Annotated in this window: 12 protein-coding genes; all 12 read left to right on the forward strand. The window is 72.5% G+C overall.

Features of this window, described 5'->3' with window-relative positions; genetic code table 11:
• Positions 1–207 precede the first annotated feature (207 nt).
• A complete protein-coding gene (locus tag ACFWRT_RS15335; protein WP_380951849.1) occupies positions 208–2,745 on the forward strand; it encodes an ATP/GTP-binding protein in 2,538 nt (845 codons plus the stop codon).
• Positions 2,746–2,980: 235 nt separating this feature from the next.
• Positions 2,981–4,555 carry a PucR family transcriptional regulator gene (locus tag ACFWRT_RS15340; RefSeq protein WP_380951848.1) on the forward strand — a complete coding sequence of 525 codons (1,575 nt, stop codon included), beginning with the start codon at positions 2,981–2,983 and terminating at the stop codon, positions 4,553–4,555.
• Between the two features lie 201 nt (positions 4,556–4,756).
• Positions 4,757–6,202 (forward strand): aldehyde dehydrogenase family protein, encoded by a 1,446-nt coding sequence (locus ACFWRT_RS15345; protein WP_380951847.1) that lies wholly within the window; start codon positions 4,757–4,759, stop codon positions 6,200–6,202.
• 243 nt (positions 6,203–6,445) lie between these two features.
• Positions 6,446–10,777, forward strand: a complete 4,332-nt coding sequence (locus ACFWRT_RS15350) for a DNRLRE domain-containing protein (protein WP_380951846.1) — start codon at positions 6,446–6,448, stop codon at positions 10,775–10,777.
• 38 nt (positions 10,778–10,815) lie between these two features.
• Entirely contained in the window at positions 10,816–11,211 is a 396-nt protein-coding gene (locus tag ACFWRT_RS15355; protein ID WP_380951845.1) for a hypothetical protein, read from the forward strand.
• Positions 11,212–11,417: 206 nt separating this feature from the next.
• Complete coding sequence (locus tag ACFWRT_RS15360; RefSeq protein WP_380951844.1) at positions 11,418–13,373, forward strand: acyl-CoA dehydrogenase family protein; 1,956 nt, start codon at positions 11,418–11,420, stop codon at positions 13,371–13,373.
• Positions 13,374–13,495: 122 nt separating this feature from the next.
• Positions 13,496–14,749 (forward strand): 1-deoxy-D-xylulose-5-phosphate reductoisomerase, encoded by a 1,254-nt coding sequence (gene dxr / locus ACFWRT_RS15365; RefSeq protein ID WP_380951843.1) that lies wholly within the window; start codon positions 13,496–13,498, stop codon positions 14,747–14,749.
• Positions 14,746–16,056, forward strand: coding sequence for a M50 family metallopeptidase (locus ACFWRT_RS15370; protein ID WP_380951842.1), 1,311 nt, complete (start codon positions 14,746–14,748; stop codon positions 16,054–16,056). The genes dxr and ACFWRT_RS15370 overlap by 4 nt, the downstream gene beginning before the upstream one ends.
• A 176-nt stretch (positions 16,057–16,232) precedes the next feature.
• Positions 16,233–17,390, forward strand: a complete 1,158-nt coding sequence (gene ispG / locus ACFWRT_RS15375) for a flavodoxin-dependent (E)-4-hydroxy-3-methylbut-2-enyl-diphosphate synthase (protein WP_026241002.1) — start codon at positions 16,233–16,235, stop codon at positions 17,388–17,390.
• 188 nt (positions 17,391–17,578) lie between these two features.
• The gene (locus tag ACFWRT_RS15380; RefSeq protein WP_380951893.1) at positions 17,579–18,421 is read left to right on the forward strand and encodes a GNAT family N-acetyltransferase; all 843 of its coding nucleotides are present in this window, start codon (positions 17,579–17,581) and stop codon (positions 18,419–18,421) included.
• 114 nt (positions 18,422–18,535) lie between these two features.
• Positions 18,536–19,111, forward strand: coding sequence for a GNAT family N-acetyltransferase (locus tag ACFWRT_RS15385; RefSeq protein WP_380951841.1), 576 nt, complete (start codon positions 18,536–18,538; stop codon positions 19,109–19,111).
• A 69-nt stretch (positions 19,112–19,180) separates the two neighbouring features.
• Positions 19,181–20,884, forward strand: a complete 1,704-nt coding sequence (locus ACFWRT_RS15390) for a proline--tRNA ligase (protein ID WP_380951839.1) — start codon at positions 19,181–19,183, stop codon at positions 20,882–20,884.
• Positions 20,885–20,927 lie beyond the last annotated feature (43 nt).

Consider the following 20,927-nt stretch of genomic DNA (forward strand, 5'->3'; position numbering starts at 1 on the left):
TGAGGGGCGGCCGGTGGGCGGACGGCGGGCGGACAGCGGTTACGCCGGCCGGACACGCCGCTCCCGACCTGCGGTGATACGGGTCCGGGGCGGACCGGGGGCGGTCACTCTTCGGGCGGGTTGCTGAACTCCCCGTGTGCGCGCACTAGATTGACCGGGGCAGCGGATGGACCAGGCAGGTCCGGCAGGTCGAGGGGGCAGTGGTTCATGGAGGACGAGGGCACGCGCGGCGTACGGGGCACGAGCGCGGACAGGGTGCCCGGCCCTGCCGCGCCACCACCGCCGTCGGGGCTGCCGAGGGCGGAGCCGCCTGCGGACCCGGGGGCGTCGTGGGGCGGGCAGCCGTCCGCCGGGCAGCCCTCGCCGGGGTGGGCTCCGTCCGGGGAGCCCGGCGCGCCACAGTTCGGGCAGCCCTCCGCCTGGACCGCCCCCCCGCCTCCGCTCGGCCCGCCCCCCGCCCGCCCCGCCGCCCCGCCGCCCCCCGTCGAGCAGCCCTCGGCCGGGGCCCCGCCCCTGGACGCCTGGCTCCGTACGCCCCGCCCCCCGCAGGCCCCCGGCGTCTGGCGGTTCGGGTTCACACCGCGTCCGCCCGAGCAGGGCGAGGAGGTCTCCGACCGCTCCCTCCTCGTGGGCGCCGTCATCACCCTCCTCTCCGCCCTCCTCCTCTGGTCGCTCTGGCGCAACGGCTACCTCCCGTACCGCCTCGTCCCCCTCAAGCTCTTCACCCCGGGCGAGTGGTGGAACCCGGGCACCTCCGGCGGCCCCCGCACCATCGAGGGCTCCGACGCCCTCACCGTGTACGAGGCCCTCCTCTTCGGGCTGCTCGCCTACGGCTGCGGCCGGATCGGCAACTTCTCCGAGCTCTTCCGCCGCCACGTCGTGAGGCGCGGGCAGCCCTTCCTCGCCCTCGCGGCGGCGGTAGCCGCGGGCCTCACCCAGCTCCTGGTCTGGAAGGAGACCCTGCCGGTCGTCCGCCCCGTCCTGGTCCTGGTCGCGGCCGTCGCGGGCGGCGAGATCTACCAGAGCCAGACCGTCGTCAACATCATCTACGCGCTGATCGCCGCCGCCGTCCTGTACCCCTTCGCCCGCCTCGGCCGCTGGCGCGACCTGATCGCCGCCCGCCGGAGCGGCTCCACACCGGCAACGGCCGACGACACCCCCGCCCCCGCCACCGCGACCTCCGCCGACCAGTGGCCCGAGCTGCGTGCGGCCGGCTGGACCGACGCGGCGGACACCCTCACCGCCGAGGTCCGCACCGGCCGCATGAACGACGTGGACGTGGCCCGCCTCCGCCACGCCTGGACCCGGGCCACCCGCAGCCCCGACCGCCTCGCCCCCCTCGCGGAGGCCGTCCTGCGCACCGGGGGAGCGGCCGCCCCGCACCCCTCGGGCGACCGCGACCTGCCCCGCCGCACCGCCCGCCACGACGTGCTCACCGGCCAGGTCCGCATCGGCCGCTGCGCCGAGGACCCGCACAACCCCTACGCCCGCCGGTCCACCGGTATCGCCCTGGACCCCACCCTGCTCGGCACCTCGCTGCTGGCCGTCGGCCCGCCCGGCTCCGGGAAGTCCGCCCGCCTGGTGCGCCCCGTCGTGGAGGCCCTCGGCCTGCGGGCCCTCGCCGGACAGGCGGCCGTACTCGCCGTCGGCGGCGCGGGCGCGCCCGTCGGCCCGGACGAGGCCTTCGACGTCGTCGTACGCGTCGGCAACCCCGCCTCCGCCCACGACCTCGACCTCTACGGCGGGACCAGCGACCCCGACGAGGCCGCCGCCGTCCTCGCGGAGGGGCTCGTCGGCGATGTCGGCAGCCTGGACAGCCGCCGCGCCGCCACCGTCCTCGCCCAACTGCTCGGCCCGTACCGGACGGCGCACGGCCACTTCCCCTCCGTGCCGGAGCTGCGCGAACTCCTCGACGGCACCCCGGCCGCGCTCACCGCCCTGCGCGCCACGCTCGAAGCCGCCGGACACCACGCGATGCTCCGCGAGCTGGAAGCCAGGACCCGTCAGGCGGGCGGCCCCGGCGACCCCGCACCGGCCCTCGCGGACCGGGTGGCGCTGCTGGACCGGCCCGCGTTCGCCGGGTTCTTCGCCACCGGCCCGGACGCCCGCCCGTTCGCGCTGCGCTCGCTCGGCCAGTACCCGCTGCGGGTCCGCGTCGACCTGCCGGAGCGCGGCCACGCCGAGGCGTCCCGCCTCCTCACCCGCCTCCTGCTCGCCCAGTTCACCGCGATCACCGCCGCCCGCACCGACACCACGCTCTTCGTGGGCCTGGTCCTGGACGACGCGACCCACGCGGTGACCGCCGAGACCGTACGCGGCATCCGCCGGCTGCGCTCCGTCAACGCGGGGGCCGTCCTCACCCTCCGTACCGTCGACGACGTCCCCGAACCCCTGCACACCCCGCTGCTCGGCGCGGTCGGCTGCACGGCCGCCTTCTCCGGGATCACCACGTGGGACGGCAAGCGCTTCGCCGAGGCCTGGGGCAAGGAGTGGGTGGAGACCCGCGAGGTCGCCCAGCACACGGTCTTCGCCGACCAGCCCTTCACCCGCGCCCTGCACGCGCTGCGCAAGCTGGTCACGGGCAAGGCGGTGACGACGGACGCGGTGACCGTACGGCAGGTGGAGAAGGAGCGGTGGTCGGCCTCGGAGCTGGCGTACGCGGTCCCGGCCGGCCACGCGGTGATCCGGCTGACCACGGTCGAGGGCGAGCACGCACCGCCGCTGCTGGTGGAGCTGGGTGGCTGAGAAAGGGGCCTCCTCGGGGGAGACCGGCGACGGCTGAGAAGCGCCCTTGCGGAACCGGGGGCGACTGAGAGCGGTTACAGGAACTCTGCCGCCCTGGCAGAATCGGTGGCAGCCGTTCATACGGGACGGCGAAATCACCGACCACCGACCACCGACCACCGATCACCGATCACCGACAGGGCCGGCGTCCCCCCTCGCCGGCCACGCGTCCCCGACACCGAGGGTTCCCGGTCCCATGCCCCCCACGCTCGCCTCGCTCGTCCAGCACTCGGCGCTCAAGCTCACGGTGCGGGCGGGCGCGGACCGGCTCGACACCCCGGTGCGCTGGGCCCACGCCAGCGAGCTCGCCGACCCCGTCCCGTACATGGACGGCGGCGAACTGCTCCTGGTGACCGCCACCAACCTGGACGCCGAGAACACGGAGTCCATGCGCCGGTACGTACGGCGGCTGGCCGGGGCGGGCGTCGCAGGGGTCGGCTTCGCGGTCGGCGTGAACTACGAGGCCATCCCGGCCGCCCTCCTCGACGCCGCCGAGGAAGCGGGCCTGCCTCTCCTCGAAGTGCCCCGCCGCACCCCGTTCCTCGCCATCAGCAAGGCCGTCTCCGCCGCCATCGCCGCCGACCAGTACCGCGCGGTCACCGCCGGCTTCGAGGCCCAGCGCGAGCTGACGAAGGCCGCGCTCGCCGGGGACGGCCCGGCCGACCTCCTCGCCCGCCTCGCCGCCCACATCGACGGCTGGGCCGCGCTGTACGACACCTCCGGTGCGGTACTCGCCGCCGCCCCCGACTGGGCCGCGCGCCGGGCCGCCCGCCTCACCCCCGACGTCGAACGCCTCCGGGACAGACCCGCGCCCGCCAGCGTCGTCGTCGGCGACAGCGAGGACCGGGTCGAACTCCAGTCGCTGGGCACCGGACGCCGGGCACGCGGCGCGCTGGCCGTCGGTACGGGGGCGGCCCTGGGCACCGCCGAGCGGTACGCGGTCCACTCCGCCGTCGCCCTGCTGACCCTCACCACCGCCCGCTCCCGCTCCCTCCAGGGCGCCGAACAGCGCCTGGGCGCCGCCGTCCTGCGGATGCTCCTGGCCGGGCAGCCCGACCACGCCCGGTCGGTCGCCGGAGACCTGTACGGCGGGCTGCTCGACGCCCCCTTCCGCCTGCTGATCGCGGAGGCGGCCGCGCCCGCCGGTTCCGACCTGCTCACCGAGACCATGGAGGCAGCCGCCGCTCGCTCCGGCGAGGCGCTGCTCCTGGTCCCCGAGGGCGAACGCGTCGTGGTCCTGGCAGCCGACGGCGGCACCGCGGTCGCCGCCTGCGCGGCCTACGCGGAGGCCCAGGACGACCGCGCCCCGCGCGAGGGAGTTGCCGAGGACAGCGACGTGATCGTGGGCCTCTCCGCCCCCTGCGGCCCGATCGCGGTCTCCGCCGCGTACAAGCAGGCCGAACAGGCCCTCTCGGTCGCCCGCCGCCGGGGCAGGGCCCTGGTCGAGCACGAGGAGCTGGCGGCCGGCTCGGTCCTGCCGCTGCTCGCGGACGACGCCGTACGGGCCTTCGCCGACGGCATGCTCCGTGCCCTGTACGAGCACGATGCGAAGGGCCGCGGTGACCTCGTGGCCTCCCTGCGCGCCTGGCTCTCCCGCCACGGCCAGTGGGACGCGGCCGCCGCCGACCTCGGCGTACACCGGCACACCCTGCGCTACCGGATGCGCCGGGTGGAGGAGATCCTGGGCCGCTCGCTGGACGACCCGGACGTCCGGATGGAGCTGTGGCTCGCGCTGAAGGCGACGGAGGCGGCGGCGCCGCCGGAGGAGTAGACCGCGGCCTCCCCGACCTCCTTCGCCAATCCGTAGCACCGGAGGCCGATCCCACTCCACACCGGCTAAACGCGCTCGCGGCAGCCTCGCCCTACCGTGGGAGTCGGGTGGGGAGCCTCAAGGGCCCCACGACCTACGGCGTCACGACGTAGGTACCTCCTCCTCACGACTCCTCACGACCTCCGAAGGGCCGGAACCTCCATGACTTCGCCCCACGCCTTCTGGGTGGCCGGCCGCCAGGCCACCGGTGCCGACAGCTTCGACGTCACCAACCCGTACGACGGACGCCTCGTCGGCACCGTCAGCGTGCCGACCGACACCCAGGTGGAGGAGGCCGTCGCCGCCGCACACGCCGTACGCGACGAGTTCGCCGCGACCCCGGCCCACGTACGGGCCGCGGCCCTCGACCACGTCGTACGGCGGCTGGGAGAACGCACCGAGGAGATCGCCCAGCTGATCTCGGCGGAGAACGGCAAGCCGATCAAGTGGGCGCGCGGCGAGGTCGGCCGGGCGGTCTCGGTGTTCCGGTTCGCGGCGGAGGAGGCCCGCCGCTTCAACGGCGGCGAGGCGCAGCGGCTCGACACCGACCTCGGCGGCACCGGCCGCCTCGGCCTGACCCGCCGCTTCCCGCGCGGGGCGGTCCTCGGCATCGCGCCGTTCAACTTCCCGCTCAACCTGAGCGCCCACAAGGTCGCCCCGGCCATCGCCGTAGGCGCCCCGATCATCCTGAAGCCGGCCCCGGCCACCCCGATCTCCTCGCTCATCCTGGGCGAGCTGCTGGCGGAGACCGACCTCCCGGCGGGCTCCTGGTCCGTCCTGACGGTCCCGAACGACAAGATGCCCGCCCTGGTCCAGGACGAGCGCCTTCCGGTCATCTCCTTCACCGGCTCGGGCCCCGTCGGTTACGCGATCATGGAGTCGGTGCCGCGTAAGCACTGCACCCTGGAGCTCGGCGGCAACGGCGCCGCGGTCGTCCTGTCCGACTACGCCTCGGACGAGGACCTGGACTGGGCGGCGACCCGGATCGCCACGTTCTCCAACTACCAGGGCGGCCAGTCCTGCATCTCGGTGCAGCGCGTCATCGCCGACGCCTCGGTCTACGACCGGCTGGTCCCGAAGATCGTCGCCGCGGTCGAGGCCCTGGCCACCGGAGACCCGTCCGACGCGACGACCGACGTCGGCCCCTTGGTCAGCGAGGACGCGGCGAAGCGCGTCGAGTCCTGGGTCGCAGAGGCGGTCGACGCCGGCGCCGAACTCCTCACCGGCGGCAAGCGCGACGGCGCCACCTACGCCCCGACGGTCCTGGCGGGCCTCCCCGACGACGTGAAGCTCTCCTGCGAAGAGGTCTTCGGCCCGGTCATGTCCCTCCAGAAGGTGGACGGCGAGGCGGAGGCGTTCGCCGCCGTCAACTCCTCCAAGTACGGCCTCCAGGCAGGCGTCTTCACCCACGACCTCCAGACCGCCTTCCGCGCCCACCGCGCCCTGGAGGTGGGCGGCGTGATCATCGGCGACGTCCCCTCGTACCGCGCCGACCAGATGCCGTACGGCGGCGCCAAGCAGTCCGGCGTCGGCCGCGAGGGCGTCCGCTTCGCGATGGACGACTACACCTACGAACGCGTCCTGGTCCTCACGGGTCTCGCCCTGTAGACACCCCGAACGCCCCCGCCCACGCCCCCGCCTGGACAGCGAGCGCGGGCGGGGCGGCTAGACGACGGCCGGAGCCCACTGTGCGGGGGCTCCGGCCGTCGTCTTGCCGGGTGCCGGGTGCCGGGTATCGCCGGGTGCCTGGTGAAGGGCGCCTGGCGTGCGAAATGAGGCGATCTTTGCATTATATTCATATCTTCTTTGCTTTTTGTTCGCACCAGGGGGATCTTCTTGCCCAGCACAGCCATGCCCAGATTCAGGTGGTTCGCCGCCACCGGTCTGGCGCTCTCCGGCCTTCTGGCCGTCGATGTGGCGGCACCGGCCGCCGCACACGCCGGCACCACCGCTCCCGCCGCCCCGCGCGCCACCGCGACGGGCACACCGCGGCCCCAGGACGACGTGACCTCCGCGCTGCTGCGCGCCCGTTCGGAGGGACGACGCGTCGAGGTCGTCGCGGAGCGCACCGAGACCCGCACCCTGTGGGCCGACCCCAGCGGCACCCTGACCGAGGATCAGGCAGCCGGCCCGGTCCGCTTCCGGGACGACGACGGATCGTGGACCCCCGTCGACATCAACCTCACCAAGACCGCAGACGGGACCGTGGAGGCGAAGGCGCACCCGCTGCGCCTCACTCTCGGCGGGGCCACGCCCGCCCGGGCCGACGAACAGGCCACCCGCCGCCTGCGCGCCCCGGCACCGGTCGCCGCCCCGGCCCCGCTGGTGACGCTGACCTCGCCGGACGGCGACCGCGTCGAGCTCGGCTGGCGAGGTGCGCTGACCACGCCCCGTATCGCCGGCACCCGGGCCACCTACCCCGACGCCCTGCCCTCCGCCGACCTCGTGGTCTCGGCCACACGCACCGGCTTCGAGCAGTTCCTCGTCCTCAAGTCCCGCCAGGCCGTCGACGCCGCGGGCACCCTGCGGATGACCCTCACCGCCAAGGGCCTGACCGCCAAGGCCGACGCCGACGGCGGCGTGGCCTTCACCGACAGCACGACCGGCAGGCCCGCCGGTGTCCTGCCCGCTCCCGTCATGTGGGACGCGCGCACCGACGTACGGTCCGGGGAGCACCCGCACCGCGCCCCCGTCGCCATGACGGTGACGCAGGAGGGCGACCGCGTCGGTCTCACCCTCACCCCCGACGCGGCCTTCCTCGCCGACCCGGCCACGCGCTTCCCCGTCACCGTCGACCCGGCGGTCAACCTGCTCACCACGTTCACCACCTTCGTCCAACAGGGCTACACCACCGACCAGTCCACCGCCACGGAGCTCAAGCTCGGCAACAACGGCTCCGGACAGGTCGCGCGCTCCTTCCTCCGGTTCGACACCAAGCCGGTGAAGAACCGAGAGATCAAGTCCGCGACGCTGAAGCTGTGGAACCACCACTCCTGGTCATGCCAGGCACGTGACTGGGAGGTCTGGGACACCAGCACGCCCAGCACCGCCACCCGCTGGACCGACCAGCCCAGCTGGAACCGCAAGTGGGCCACCTCCAGCGCGACCAAGGGGTTCGGCGCCGACTGCAACGACGGCTGGGTGACCGCCGACGTCACCGCGCTGACGCAGGCCTGGGCGGCCAACACGCACGCGGAGAACTCCCTCGGCATCCGGGCGGCGGACGAGAAGGACCCCTACGCCTGGAAGCGCTTCAACTCCCGCAACGCACCGGCCAACGTCCCCGTCCTGTCGGTGACGTACAACAGCCTCCCCGGGGTCCCGAGCGGTCTGGCGCTCTCCCCGTCCTCGTACAGCACCTTCAACAAGCGCACCTACGCCACGTCGTCGGCGCCGACCTTCGCAGCCAAGGTCGCCGACCCCGACGGAGGGCCCGTACGGGCCCAGTTCGAGGTGACCCCCGACCCGGCGTTCAACGACGCCGGCACCTACAGCTGGACCGGCACCAGTGGTGCGGTCGCTTCCGGCGGCACCGCCAAGCTGGCGCTTCCCGCGGACAAGAAGCTCGGCTCGTTGGGCTACCGCGTGCGCACCCGGGCCTTCGACGGCTCCGCGTACGGCCCGTGGAGCGCCTATCTCCCCTTCCGGGTGAACACCGCCAACCCCACCGCCCCCCAGGTCGTCTGCGAGGGCTTCCCGCGCGACCGGTGGACCGAGGGCACCGGCGAGGTCAGCTGCACCCTCACCACGTCGTCCTCCGACGGCCGCGGCTATCTGTGGGGCCTGGACGACCCCAACACGCCGCAGCAGGTCAACGACGCCTCCGGCACCGGCGGCAAGCCGCAGACCATCAAGATCAAGCCCGCCAAGGGCTGGCACACGCTGAGCGCCCGCACCGTGGACTCCGCCGGCCTGCTGTCCGGCGTGACCGCCTACCAGTTCGGCGTCGGCCCCAAGCCCGTCGTCCTGCCCGTCCCGGATGTGCCCACCGCGCTTCAGGAGGGCGCCGAGAACACGGCCGCACCCATGCTGTCCGGAGTGCTGACAGCCGGGAACCGCGCGTACGTGCACGGCGAGTTCGCCCTGTTCGACGCCGCCGGCTCGGCCCTGGACGACGTACAGCTGCCGCCGTCCTTCGAGAACAGCGGCAACCGCGTCGCCACGATGATCCCCGAGGGCACGCTGGTGCCCGGGCGGGCCTACCAGTGGGCGATGCGCGCCTGCGACGACTCGGCCTGCTCACCGTGGACCGCCAAGCGCACCTTCACCGCCAAGGCGCCCGTGGCCGTACCGGACCCGCAGGCCCGCACCGTCGCCCTGTCCGGCTCCGCCCTGCGCGACGCCACCGCACCCGTCGGCGCCGCCGACTGCGACGGCACCCCCTGCGCGGCCGTCGAGGACGGCACCCTGCGCGTCGGCACCCCCGGCGGCACCGCCTGGCGCAGCTGGCTCCACGCCGACCTGTCGGCCGTCCCGGCCGGCGCGCGGATCACCGACGCCCGGCTGGCACTGCACCGGGACGACTGCGCCGACGCAGCCGCCGGCTGCGTGGAGCCCGCGGCCACGGTCCTCGACCTCGCCGAGGCCTGGGACCCGTCCCGCAGCGGCCAGGAGCTCGCCGCGGCGGCCAACGAGGAGCCGCTCCTCAACGAGGACGAACTCCCCGCCGCACTCGGCGACGTCAACCTCGGCCCGCTCGTCGCGGACTGGCTGGCCGGCACCGACAACCACGGCCTGAGCCTCCAGTTCGGCGACGAGAAGGCCGCCGCCCCCGGCGTCGTCTACCACTCCTCGCGCGCCGCCGATCCGGCCCTGCGACCGGTGCTCACGGTGTCCTACATCCCGGCCGCCGCGCCGGGCACCCCCGAGGCACTCAAAGCCGTCCCGGCCGACCAGGGCCTGCTGGCGACCTGGAACCCGCCGAACGACCCCGGCGCGGCGACCGAGGACCTCACCTACACGGTGGTCGTCCACCGGGGCGCGTCGGAGGTCGCCCGCACCACCACGAAGGACACCCGCGCCGCGTTCGACACCCTCGCCAACGGCGCCGACCACACCGTGACCGTCACCGCGACCTCCGCCTTCGGCACCTCCGGGCCCGCCCGGTCCGACGCCGCGAAGCCCGTCGCGGTGACCGATCGGGAGCGCTACGCCACGGCGGTGCGGGACTACCTCGCGGCGCGGGCCGGCGTCCTCAAGGGCACCTACACGACCATCGAACAGGCCGCCGCGAGCAGCCCGAACGGTGCCATGTTCCGGAGCCTGTTCGCCGAGCAACTGCCCGTCCTGACCGAGCGCCGCGAGGCCTACGCCCGCCACGGCCGTCACTTCACCGAGGTCACCAGCACGTTCGACAACGTCCTGACCGGCCCCGGCCCCGACGGCTCCGTCGTGGTGCGCGGCACCCTCGCCGAGCACAGCGTGCTCACCCACACCGACGGCACCCAGGAGCCGGAAGAGGGGGAGCTGCCCGGCCGCTTCGTCTTCACCGGCGGAGTCCTGCGCCAGGAGGCCGACGACGCGGCCGTGGAAGTGACCCTGCCCGCCACCGGCGACGCCCAGCGGCTGGCCACCGTCGCCCCGCCCGCCGAGGACAGCATCGAGGACATGCCGACGGGCGAGGAAGAGGTCCTGCCGACCGAGCTGGACGCCGACGGCATGCCCGTCGACGAGCCCGCCTCGGTCACCGCGGCACGCGTCGCGCTGCGCGCCGCGCCCAACCACTCGGGCACCGCGTCCTGGGCCAAGAAGAACGTCAAGATCAAGTGGGACTACAGCACGGACTGCGCGAACTTCGTCTCCAAGGCCCTGCACTGGGGCGGTAAAATGCAGCAGCGCAAGGGCGGTCGCAAGAACGCCTCCCGCTGGTTCCGCAACAACATCGGCCCGTTCCGCCTGGACAGCTACACCTGGGCCGCCGCGGCCAACCTCCGCCAGCACCTGAAAAACCACCGGGGCGGCCGGGAGATCTCGCGCTACGACGCCCGGCCGGGCGACATCATCTTCGGTTACTACCGATCGTCCAAGCGGTGGAACCACACCGGAGTGGTCACCGCCGCCAAGGGAGGCAACATCAACATCACCCAGCACGGGACGGCCGCCCACACCACACTGAACCAGTGGTTCAAGCGCAACAAGAACCTCACCGCCATCAGCATCATCCGCCCGGGGAAGCGCAGTTGAGGCGGGCACACCGGGCGGTCGGCCTGGTAGGAGCAGCGGTGCTAACCCTCGGCGGGTGTGACGCCCTGGACACGGACAAGACGCCCGAGCGCGTCGCGAACGGCACCTCCGAGCTGGAGCTCACGGTCACCGGCCGCCCGTCACCCGGCAGCCTCTCCGCCGCCGAGAAGGTCATCGCGCGGCTGAAGGCCGAGGACGTCGATGGCCTGGCCGACCTGGCGGCGAAGGACGAAGGCTCCGAGGACGACGCACGCCGCTGGGTGACCCGGTGGGGCAAGGCCGCCCAGCATCCGGCCACGGCCCACTTCCTCCTGGGCGAGCAGGAGAGCACCGTCGACATCCGTTTCACCGGCGAACGCGCCACCCTGTCGCTCCTGCTGGAGGACGACGGATACGACGACGCATACCGGGTCGTCCTCGACCGGACCGACTGAGGACGCACGAGGAGAACCGCGGGCCCCGCCGGGCAGTCACCGGCGGGGCCCGCGGTGCGTCCGGCCCGCCGGCTCCCCCCTCGGGGCCGGTGCGGGTGCCGATCACCGGGTACACGGGTTACATACGGACCAGTAGGCAGCGACTAGTAGTCCGTGCGTCCAGGTGCCCGTCCGTCCTGGCGGCGCGCGGCGAGGTGAGGCCCGGCATGTCCGCACCACACAACACCCCCCAGGTCCCCAGAGCACCCAAGGTCACCGAGCGTGAGGCGCGACGCGTCGCCGAGGCCGCCCGGGAGCAGGACTGGCGTAAGCCCAGCTTCGCCAAGGAGCTGTTCCTCGGGCGGTTCCGGCTCGACCTGATCCATCCGCACCCCTTGCCGCCGCCCGACGACATCCGGCGCGGTGAGGAGTTCCTGGCGCGGCTGCGGGCCTTCTGCGAGGCGCATATCGACAGTGCGCGGATCGAGCGCGAGGCGAAGATCCCCGACGAGGTGGTCAACGGGCTCAAGGAGCTCGGCGCGCTCGGCATGAAGATCGAGACCAAGTACGGCGGTCTCGGGCTCACCCAGGTGTACTACAACAAGGCGCTCGCCCTCGTCGGCTCCGCGAGTCCCGCCATCGGGGCGCTGCTCTCGGCGCATCAGTCGATCGGCGTACCGCAGCCGCTGAAGATTTTCGGCACAAAGGAGCAGAAGGACGCCTTCCTGCCCCGGCTCGCCACCACCGATATCTCCGCGTTCCTCCTGACCGAGCCCGACGTCGGCTCCGACCCCGCCCGGCTTGCCACCACCGCCGTGCCCGACGGGAACGACTACCTGCTGGACGGTGTGAAGCTCTGGACGACGAATGGGGTCGTCGCCGATCTGCTCGTCGTCATGGCTCGGGTGCCTGCCTCCGAGGGGCGCAGAGGTGGCATCACCGCCTTCGTCGTAGAGGCCGACGCCCCCGGCGTCACCGTCGAGCACCGCAACACCTTCATGGGGCTGCGCGGCATCGAGAACGGCGTCACCCGCTTCCACCAGGTCCGGGTGCCGGCCGTGAACCGCATCGGGCCCGAGGGCGCCGGGCTGAAGATCGCGCTGACCACCCTCAACACCGGGCGCCTCTCGCTGCCCGCGATGTGCGTCGGGGTCGGGAAGTGGTCGCTGAAGATCGCCCGCGAATGGTCCGCCGTACGGGAGCAGTGGGGGCGGCCCGTGGCCAAGCACGAGGCGGTCGGCGCGAAGATCTCCTTCATCGCGGCCACCACCTTCGCCCTGGAGGCGATCGTCGACCTCTCGTCCCAGATGGCTGACGAGGACCGCAACGACATCCGTATCGAGGCCGCCCTCGCCAAGCTGTACGGCTCCGAGATGGGCTGGCTGATCGCCGACGAACTGGTCCAGATCCGCGGCGGGCGCGGCTTCGAGACCGCCGAGTCGCTGGCCGCCCGCGGCGAGCGCGCCGTTCCGGCTGAGCAGATGCTCCGCGACATGCGCATCAACCGGATCTTCGAGGGCTCCACCGAGATCATGCACCTGCTGATCGCCCGCGAGGCCGTCGACGCCCACCTCAAGGTCGCCGGCGACATCATCGACCCGGAGAAGGCGCTCGCCGACAAGGCCAAGGCAGGCGCCAACGCCGCGGTCTTCTATGCCCGTTGGCTGCCCCAGCTCGTCGCCGGGGCCGGGCAGCTTCCGCGTACGTACGGTGAGTTCAACCCGGCCGGCCACCGCGACCTCTCCGGGCACCTCCGGTACGTCGAGCGCTCCTCCCGCAAGCTCGCCCGGTCCACCTTCTACGCCATGTCCCGCTGGCAGGGGCGGATGGAGACCAAGCAGGGTTTCCTCGGCCGGATCGTCGACATCGGCGCCGAACTCTTCGCGATGAGCGCCGCCTGCGTCCGCGCCGAGCATCTGCGCGGTGCCGGGGAGCACGGCCGCGAGGCCTACCAGCTCGCCGACGCGTTCTGTCAGCAGTCGCGTGTCCGGGTCGAGGAGCTGTTCACGCGGCTCTGGTCCAACACCGACGATCTGGACCGGCGCGTGGTCGACGGCGTGCTCTCCGGTACGTACACCTGGCTGGAGGAGGGGGTCATCGACCCCAGCGGCGACGGCCCCTGGATCGCGGACGCCACCCCCGGACCCTCCGCCGAGGAGAACCAGCACCGGCCGGTCCGCTGAGCCGCCACCGGTAACCACCGAAGGGGGCGCGCCGCCCCACCCGCGCGCCCCCTCCGTACCGAATCCCCGCCCCACCGGGACGCGCTGTCCCCGCGCACAGCCGGAGCGGCAACAATGGGGGTATGAGCGACAGCCCCGCCCCCCTCGCCGATCCGCATCTCCTCTTCGACACCGCGGACGGCCGCCGGGATCTGGTGATCCTCGGCTCCACCGGGTCCATCGGCACCCAGGCCGTCGACCTGGTCCTGCGCAACCCCGACCGCTTCCGGGTCACCGCGCTCTCCGCCGCCGGCGGCCGGACCGCCCTCCTCGCCGAGCAGGCCCACCGGCTGCGGGTGGGCACGGTCGCCGTCGCCGACCCCGGCGCGGTCGGAGGACTGCGCGAGGCGCTGCGTGAGCGGTACGGGGCCGGGGAGCCGCTCCCCGAGATCCTCGCCGGGCCCGACGCGGCGGCCACGCTCGCCGCGAGCGACTGCCACACCGTGCTCAACGGGATCACCGGCTCCATCGGCCTCGCCCCGACGCTGGCCGCGCTGAAGGCGGGCCGCACGCTCGCCCTCGCCAACAAGGAGTCGCTGATCGTCGGCGGCCCGCTCGTGAAGGCACTCGCAGCCCCCGGCCAGATCATCCCGGTCGACTCCGAGCACGCCGCGCTCTTCCAGGCCCTGGCGGCCGGTAAACGCGCCGACGTCCGCAAGCTCGTCGTCACCGCGTCCGGTGGGCCCTTCCGGGGCCGTACGCGCGAGGAACTGGCCGACGTCACCCGCGAGCAGGCCCTGTCCCACCCCACCTGGGCGATGGGCCCGGTCATCACGATCAACTCGGCGACGCTCGTCAACAAGGGCCTTGAGGTCATCGAGGCGCACCTCCTCTACGACATCCCCTTCGACCGCATCGAGGTCGTGGTCCACCCGCAGTCCTACGTGCACTCCATGGTCGAGTTCACCGACGGCTCCACCCTCGCCCAGGCCACCCCGCCCGACATGGGCGGACCCATCGCCATCGGCCTCGGCTGGCCCGAGCGCGTCCCGGACGCCGCCCCAGCCTTCGACTGGTCGAAAGCGTCCACGTGGGAGTTCTTCCCGCTGGACACCGAGGCCTTCCCGTCGGTCGGCCTCGCCCGCCATGTCGGTACGCTCGGCTCCACGGCACCCGCCGTCTTCAACGCGGCCAACGAGGAGTGCGTCGACGCGTTCCTCGCCGGACAGCTGCCCTTCAACGGAATCATGGATACGGTCACCGCTGTGGTGACCGAACACGGCACCCCCGCCCCGGGAACCCCGCTCAGCCTCGCGGACGTCCTCGAAGCGGAAACCTGGGCCCGCGCACGGGCCCGGGAACTCTCGGCGAAAGCGACAGCGGAGGCGCGCGCATGAGTCTGACCTCGATCCTGCTGACGGTCCTGGGGATCGCCGTCTTCGTCGTGGGCCTGCTGTTCTCCATCGCCTGGCACGAGCTGGGCCACCTCTCCACGGCCAAGATGTTCGGCATCCGGGTCCCGCAGTACATGGTCGGATTCGGCCCGACGATCTGGTCGAAGCAGAAGGGCGACACCGAGTACGGCATCAAGGCCATCCCGGCCGGCGGCTACATCCGCATGATCGGGATGTTCCCGCCCGGCGCCGACGGCCGCCTCGAAGCCCGCTCCACCTCACCGTGGCGCGGCATGATCGAGGACGCCCGCTCCGCCGCGTACGAGGAGCTGGAGCCCGGCGACGAGAAGAGGCTCTTCTACACGCGCAAGCCGTGGAAGCGCGTCATCGTGATGTTCGCGGGCCCCTTCATGAACCTGATCCTCGCGGTCGCCATCTTCATGGGCGTCGCGATGACCTTCGGCTTCCAGACGCAGACCACCGAGGTCGCCGGCGTCCAGCAGTGCGTGATCTCGCAGAGCGAGAAGCGCGACACCTGCAAGGGCACCGACCCCGTCTCGCCTGCCAAGGCCGCAGGCCTCCAGGAGGGCGACAGGATCGTCGCCTTCGACGGGCAGAAGGTCGACGACTGGGCGACGCTCTCGGACCGCATCCGCAACACCATCGGCCCCGCCACCATCACCGTCGAGCGCGGCGGCCAGGAGGTCACCCTCAACGCCGTCCTGCGCGAGAACGCCGTCGCGAAGAAGGACGGCAACGGCGAGGTCATCCCGGATCAGTTCGTCAAGGCCGGCTACCTCGGCTTCGCCGCCCAGACCGAGATCGTGCCGCTCGGCTTCGGTGACTCCGTCGTGCGCATGGGCGACATGATCGAGAACGGCGTCGACGCGATCATCGCGCTGCCCTCCAAGATCCCCGACCTGTGGAACGCGGCCTTCAGCGACGGCCAGCGCGCCGACGACTCACCGGTCGGCGTGGTGGGCGCGGCCCGGATCGGCGGCGAGGTGATGAACCTCGACATCCCGGCGCAGAACCAGGTCGCGATGATGCTGTTCCTGCTGGCGGGCTTCAACCTGTCGTTGTTCCTGTTCAACATGCTCCCGCTGCTCCCACTCGACGGGGGGCACATCGCGGGTGCGCTCTGGGAGTCGCTGCGGCGCAATGTGGCCAAGGTCTTCCGGCGCCCGGACCCGGGCCCGTTCGACGTGGCCAAGCTGATGCCGGTCGCCTATGTGGTCGCCGGACTCTTCATCTGCTTCACGCTGCTGGTCCTGGTGGCCGACATCGTGAACCCGGTCAAGATCAGCTGAGCCTCCGCACCAGGAGCCCCGGACGTGACCACCGGGCACACGCGTTGTGTCCGGTCGGTCACCATCTGGTTGACTTGTCCGTACGGTGCGTGCGCCCCGGCTCCGGTGCCGTAACCTCGAAGCCTGGAGCCCGCCGACATCGGGACCTTGATCCACACCTTGGGGATGCACAGCGCATGACTGCGATTTCTCTCGGAATGCCGGCCGTTCCGACCAAGCTCGCCGACCGACGGGTCAGCCGACAGATCCAGGTCGGCTCGGTCGCGGTCGGCGGCGACGCACCCGTCTCCGTGCAGTCGATGACGACGACGCGTACGTCGGACATCGGTGCCACCCTCCAGCAGATCGCCGAGCTGACGGCCTCCGGCTGCCAGATCGTCCGCGTGGCCTGCCCGACCCAGGACGACGCCGACGCGCTCGCCACGATCGCGCGCAAGTCGCAGATCCCGGTGATCGCCGACATCCACTTCCAGCCGAAGTACGTCTTCGCCGCGATCGACGCGGGCTGCGCCGCGGTCCGCGTGAACCCCGGCAACATCAAGCAGTTCGACGACAAGGTCAAGGAGATCGCGAAGGCGGCCTCCGAGACCCGCACCCCGATCCGGATCGGCGTCAACGCCGGCTCCCTGGACGCGCGGCTCCTGAAGAAGTACGGCAAGGCCACCCCCGAGGCCCTCGTCGAGTCCGCCCTGTGGGAGGCGTCCCTCTTCGAGGAGCACGGCTTCGGCGACATCAAGATCTCCGTCAAGCACAACGACCCGGTCGTCATGGTCAACGCCTACCGCCAGCTCGCCGCCCAGAGCGACTACCCGCTCCACCTCGGCGTCACCGAGGCCGGACCGGCGTTCCAGGGAACGATCAAGTCGGCCGTCGCGTTCGGCGCCCTGCTCTCCGAGGGCATCGGCGACACCATCCGCGTCTCCCTCTCGGCCCCGCCGGCCGAGGAGGTCAAGGTGGGCCTGCAGATCCTGGAGGCGCTCAACCTGAAGCAGCGCCGCCTGGAGATCGTCTCCTGCCCCTCCTGCGGCCGCGCCCAGGTCGACGTCTACAAGCTCGCCGACCAGGTCAGCGCCGGCCTGGAGGGCATGGAGGTCCCGCTGCGCGTCGCGGTCATGGGCTGCGTCGTCAACGGCCCCGGCGAGGCCCGCGAGGCCGACCTCGGGGTCGCCTCCGGCAACGGCAAGGGCCAGATCTTCGTCAAGGGCGAGGTCATCAAGACCGTGCCCGAGTCGAAGATCGTCGAGACCCTCATCGAGGAAGCCCTGAAGATCGCCGAGCAGATGGAGAAGGACGGCATCGCCTCCGGCGAGCCCCAGGTCTCCATCGGCGCCTGACCTGCGCTTCTCCTCGTCCTCACCGCCCCGCCCGGCCCCGTGCCCGGCGGGGCGGCGGCGTATTCACGGCCGTTCCAGAGCCGTTCCAGGGCCGGTCCAGGAGCCCGCTTTCGGACCCGGGCAGCGCTCTCCAGCCTTGTTGGGTACAGTGCGGAAATCAGCAGACCGCATGGTGAGGCCCCCTCGTGTTGACGCAGACCACCACCCGGGTCCTCGAACCCAGCGACCTCGGCGCAGCGCTCGCCATCCTGGAGAGCGAGCCCGTGGCCAACGCCTTCGTCACGTCCCGCGTGCAGGTCGCCGGGCTCGACCCCTGGCGCCTCGGCGGCGAGATGTGGGGCTGGTACGCCGACGGAATGCTCCGCTCCCTCTGTTACGCCGGGGCCAACCTGGTCCCCATCTGCGCCGGGCCCGAAGCCGTACGCGCCTTCGCCGACCGGGCCCGCCGGGCCGGCCGCCGCTGCTCCTCGATCGTCGGCCCCGCCGAACCCACCGCCCTGCTCTGGCGGCTCCTGGAGCCGGGCTGGGGCCCCGCCCGCGAGGTCCGCGCCAACCAGCCCCTCATGGTCACCGAGAGCCCCTCCGCCGACGTCGCCCCCGACCCGCTGGTGCGCCGCATCCGCAAGGACGAGACCGAGATCCTGATGCCGGCCTGCGTGGCGATGTTCACCGAGGAGGTCGGCATCTCCCCGCTCGCCGGGGACGGCGGCCTCCTCTACCAGGCCCGCGTCGCCGAACTCATCGGCGCCGGACGCTCCTTCGCCCGCATCGACGACGGCAAGGTCGTCTTCAAGGCGGAGATCGGCGCCGCCACCACCCAGGCCTGCCAGATCCAGGGCGTCTGGGTCGCCCCCGAACACCGCGGCAAGGGCCTCTCCGAGACCGGCATGGCCGCCGTCCTGCGCTACGCCCTGGCCGATGTCGCCCCCGTCGTCAGCCTGTACGTGAACGACTACAACACCGCCGCCCGCAAGGCCTACCTCCGCGTCGGCTTCCGCGAGACCGGCACCTTCATGAGCGTCCTCTTCTGAACCGCGCGTACGGAAGGCTTCCGTACGCGCCCGTGCCCAAGGCCGCCTGTACGGAGGTGGCTTCCCGGCCGCCGCCCGTACCGGCCCGCCCACCCCGGCCAGTAGGGTTCGCGCATGGCACCAGCAGTCACCGGGAACGGCCCCGCGAACCCCGGCATCGAGGTCGGCCCCATCGACCTGGCCACACGCGTCGACGAAGCCCTCCACGTCCAAGCCGCCGCCTTCGGGCTCAGCCAGGACGAGATCGACGTACGCCGCCACATCGTCCTGCGCCACCTCGACCACCCCGAGGCCCGCGCGCTCGGCGCCCTCACCCCCGACGGGCGGCTCGTCGGCTTCGTCTACGGGCTGCCCAACGACCGTGCCCACTGGTGGTCCACCGTCGTCGAGCCCTACCTCCGGGCCACCGGCTCCGACGGCTGGCTCGACGACTCCTTCGTCATCACCGAACTGCACGTCCACCCCGACCACCAGCAGCACGGCATCGGCCGCACCCTGATCACCGGCATCACCGACACCGTCCCGCAGCCCCGCTCGATCCTCTCCGCGATCGACAAGGACAGCCCGGCCCGCGCTCTCTACCACGCGCTCGGCTACCGCGACCTGGCCCGCCAGGTCGTCTTCCCCAGCGCCCCGCTCCCGTACGCGGTCATGGGCGCGCCCCTGCCGCTCCGCAGGCCCCGGGGCTGAATGGATTTCCGCCTGCCCGCACCCCCCGGCTAACCTCGGGCTCACCACTTTCGCGAGCAGGAGTTCATCATGGCCCAGGTCCAGCGCATGTCCCGATTGATGATCAAGACACTGCGCGACGACCCGGCGGACGCCGAGACGCTCAGCCACAAGCTGCTGGTCCGCGCCGGGTACGTGCGCCGCAACGCGGCCGGCATCTGGTCCTGGCTGCCGCTCGGCAAGAAGGTCCTGGACAACATCTCCCATGTCGTCCGCGAGGAGATGGACGCCATCGGCGCCCAGGAGGTCCTGCTCCCCGCCCTGCTGCCCAAGGAGCCCTACGAGGCGTCCGGCCGCTGGGAGGAGTACGGCGACCTGCTCTTCCGCCTCCAGGACCGCAAGGGCGGCGACTACCTCCTCGGCCCGACCCACGAGGAGATCTTCACCCAGACCGTCAAGGACCAGTGCACGTCCTACAAGGACCTGCCGGTGATGCTCTACCAGATCCAGACGAAGTACCGCGACGAGGCCCGCCCCCGCTCCGGCGTCCTGCGGGGCCGCGAGTTCCAGATGAAGGACTCGTACAGCTTCGACACCACCGACGAGGGCCTCGCGCACTCCTACGCGCTGCACCGGGCCGCGTACATCAAGATCTTCGAGCGCCTCGGCCTCGACCACCGCGTCGTCTCCGCCGTCTCCGGCGCCATGGGCGGCTCGGCTTCCGAGGAGTTCCTGGCGCCCGCCGCCGCCGGTGAGGACACCTTCGCGGACTGCCCGAACTGCGACTACGCCGCCAACACCGAGGCCGTGACCTTCGCACTCGCCCCGGTCGACGGCTCGGCGCACGGCGCGGTCGAGGAGCTGGACACCCCCGACACCCCGACCATCGAGACCCTCGCCGCACACCTGGGCGTCCCCGCCTCGGCCACCCTGAAGAACCTGCTGGTCAAGGTGGACGGCGAGATCGTGGCCGTCGGCGTCCCGGGCCACCGCGAGGTGGACCTCGGCAAGCTGGGCGAGCACCTGGCGCCCGCCGTCGTCGAGCTGGTCACCGCCGAGGACTTCGTCGGCCGCGACGACCTCGTACGCGGCTACGTCGGCCCCCAGGGCCTGGAGAAGGTCCGCTACCTCGCCGACCCCCGCGTCGCCCCCGGCACCGCCTGGATCACCGGCGCCAACCAGGACGGCAAGCACGCCAAGAACGTCGTCGCGGGCCGTGACTTCGAGGTCGACCAGTACCTGGACGTCGTCGTGGTCCAGGAGGGCGACCCCTGCCCCAAGTGCTCCACCGGCCTCACCCTGGACCGCGCCATCGAGATCGGCCACATCTTCCAGCTCGGCCGCAAGTACGCCGACACCTTCCAGCTCGACGTGCTCGGCCAGCAGGGCAAGCCGGTCCGCGTGACGATGGGCTCGTACGGCATCGGTGTCTCGCGTGCCGTGGCCGCCCTGGCCGAGCAGTCCGCCGACGACAAGGGCCTGTGCTGGCCCCGCGAGGTCGCCCCGGCCGACGTCCACGTCGTCGCCGCGGGCAAGGCCCTCCAGACCGAGCTGGCGCTCGACGTCTCGGAGAAGCTCAACGCCGCCGGCCTCCGCGTCCTGGTCGACGACCGGCCCGGCGTCTCGCCCGGCGTGAAGTTCACCGACTCCGAGCTGATCGGCGTGCCCAAGATCCTGGTCGCCGGCCGCCGCTCCGCCGACGGCGTCCTGGAGCTGAAGGACCGCCGCACCGGCGAGCGCGAGGAGCTCACGGTGGACGAGGCGATCGCCCGCCTCACGGCCGATCTGGCCTGATCAGCCACTGGGAAAGGCCCCCGCGCACGGCTGCGCGGGGGCC

This window comes from Streptomyces cyaneofuscatus (assembly GCF_042718795.1).
Lineage (GTDB): Bacteria > Actinomycetota > Actinomycetes > Streptomycetales > Streptomycetaceae > Streptomyces > Streptomyces cyaneofuscatus_A.

Coding starts and splice junctions, on each gene's coding strand:
- ACFWRT_RS15360 (WP_380951844.1), top strand. CDS start 11,418: ATGTCCGCACCACACAACACCCCCCAGGTCCCCAGAGCACCCAAGGTC.
- ACFWRT_RS15335 (WP_380951849.1), top strand. CDS start 208: ATGGAGGACGAGGGCACGCGCGGCGTACGGGGCACGAGCGCGGACAGG.
- ACFWRT_RS15350 (WP_380951846.1), top strand. CDS start 6,446: ATGCCCAGATTCAGGTGGTTCGCCGCCACCGGTCTGGCGCTCTCCGGC.
- ACFWRT_RS15390 (WP_380951839.1), top strand. CDS start 19,181: ATGGCCCAGGTCCAGCGCATGTCCCGATTGATGATCAAGACACTGCGC.
- ACFWRT_RS15385 (WP_380951841.1), top strand. CDS start 18,536: ATGGCACCAGCAGTCACCGGGAACGGCCCCGCGAACCCCGGCATCGAG.
- ACFWRT_RS15345 (WP_380951847.1), top strand. CDS start 4,757: ATGACTTCGCCCCACGCCTTCTGGGTGGCCGGCCGCCAGGCCACCGGT.
- ACFWRT_RS15340 (WP_380951848.1), top strand. CDS start 2,981: ATGCCCCCCACGCTCGCCTCGCTCGTCCAGCACTCGGCGCTCAAGCTC.
- dxr (WP_380951843.1), top strand. CDS start 13,496: ATGAGCGACAGCCCCGCCCCCCTCGCCGATCCGCATCTCCTCTTCGAC.
- ACFWRT_RS15370 (WP_380951842.1), top strand. CDS start 14,746: ATGAGTCTGACCTCGATCCTGCTGACGGTCCTGGGGATCGCCGTCTTC.
- ispG (WP_026241002.1), top strand. CDS start 16,233: ATGACTGCGATTTCTCTCGGAATGCCGGCCGTTCCGACCAAGCTCGCC.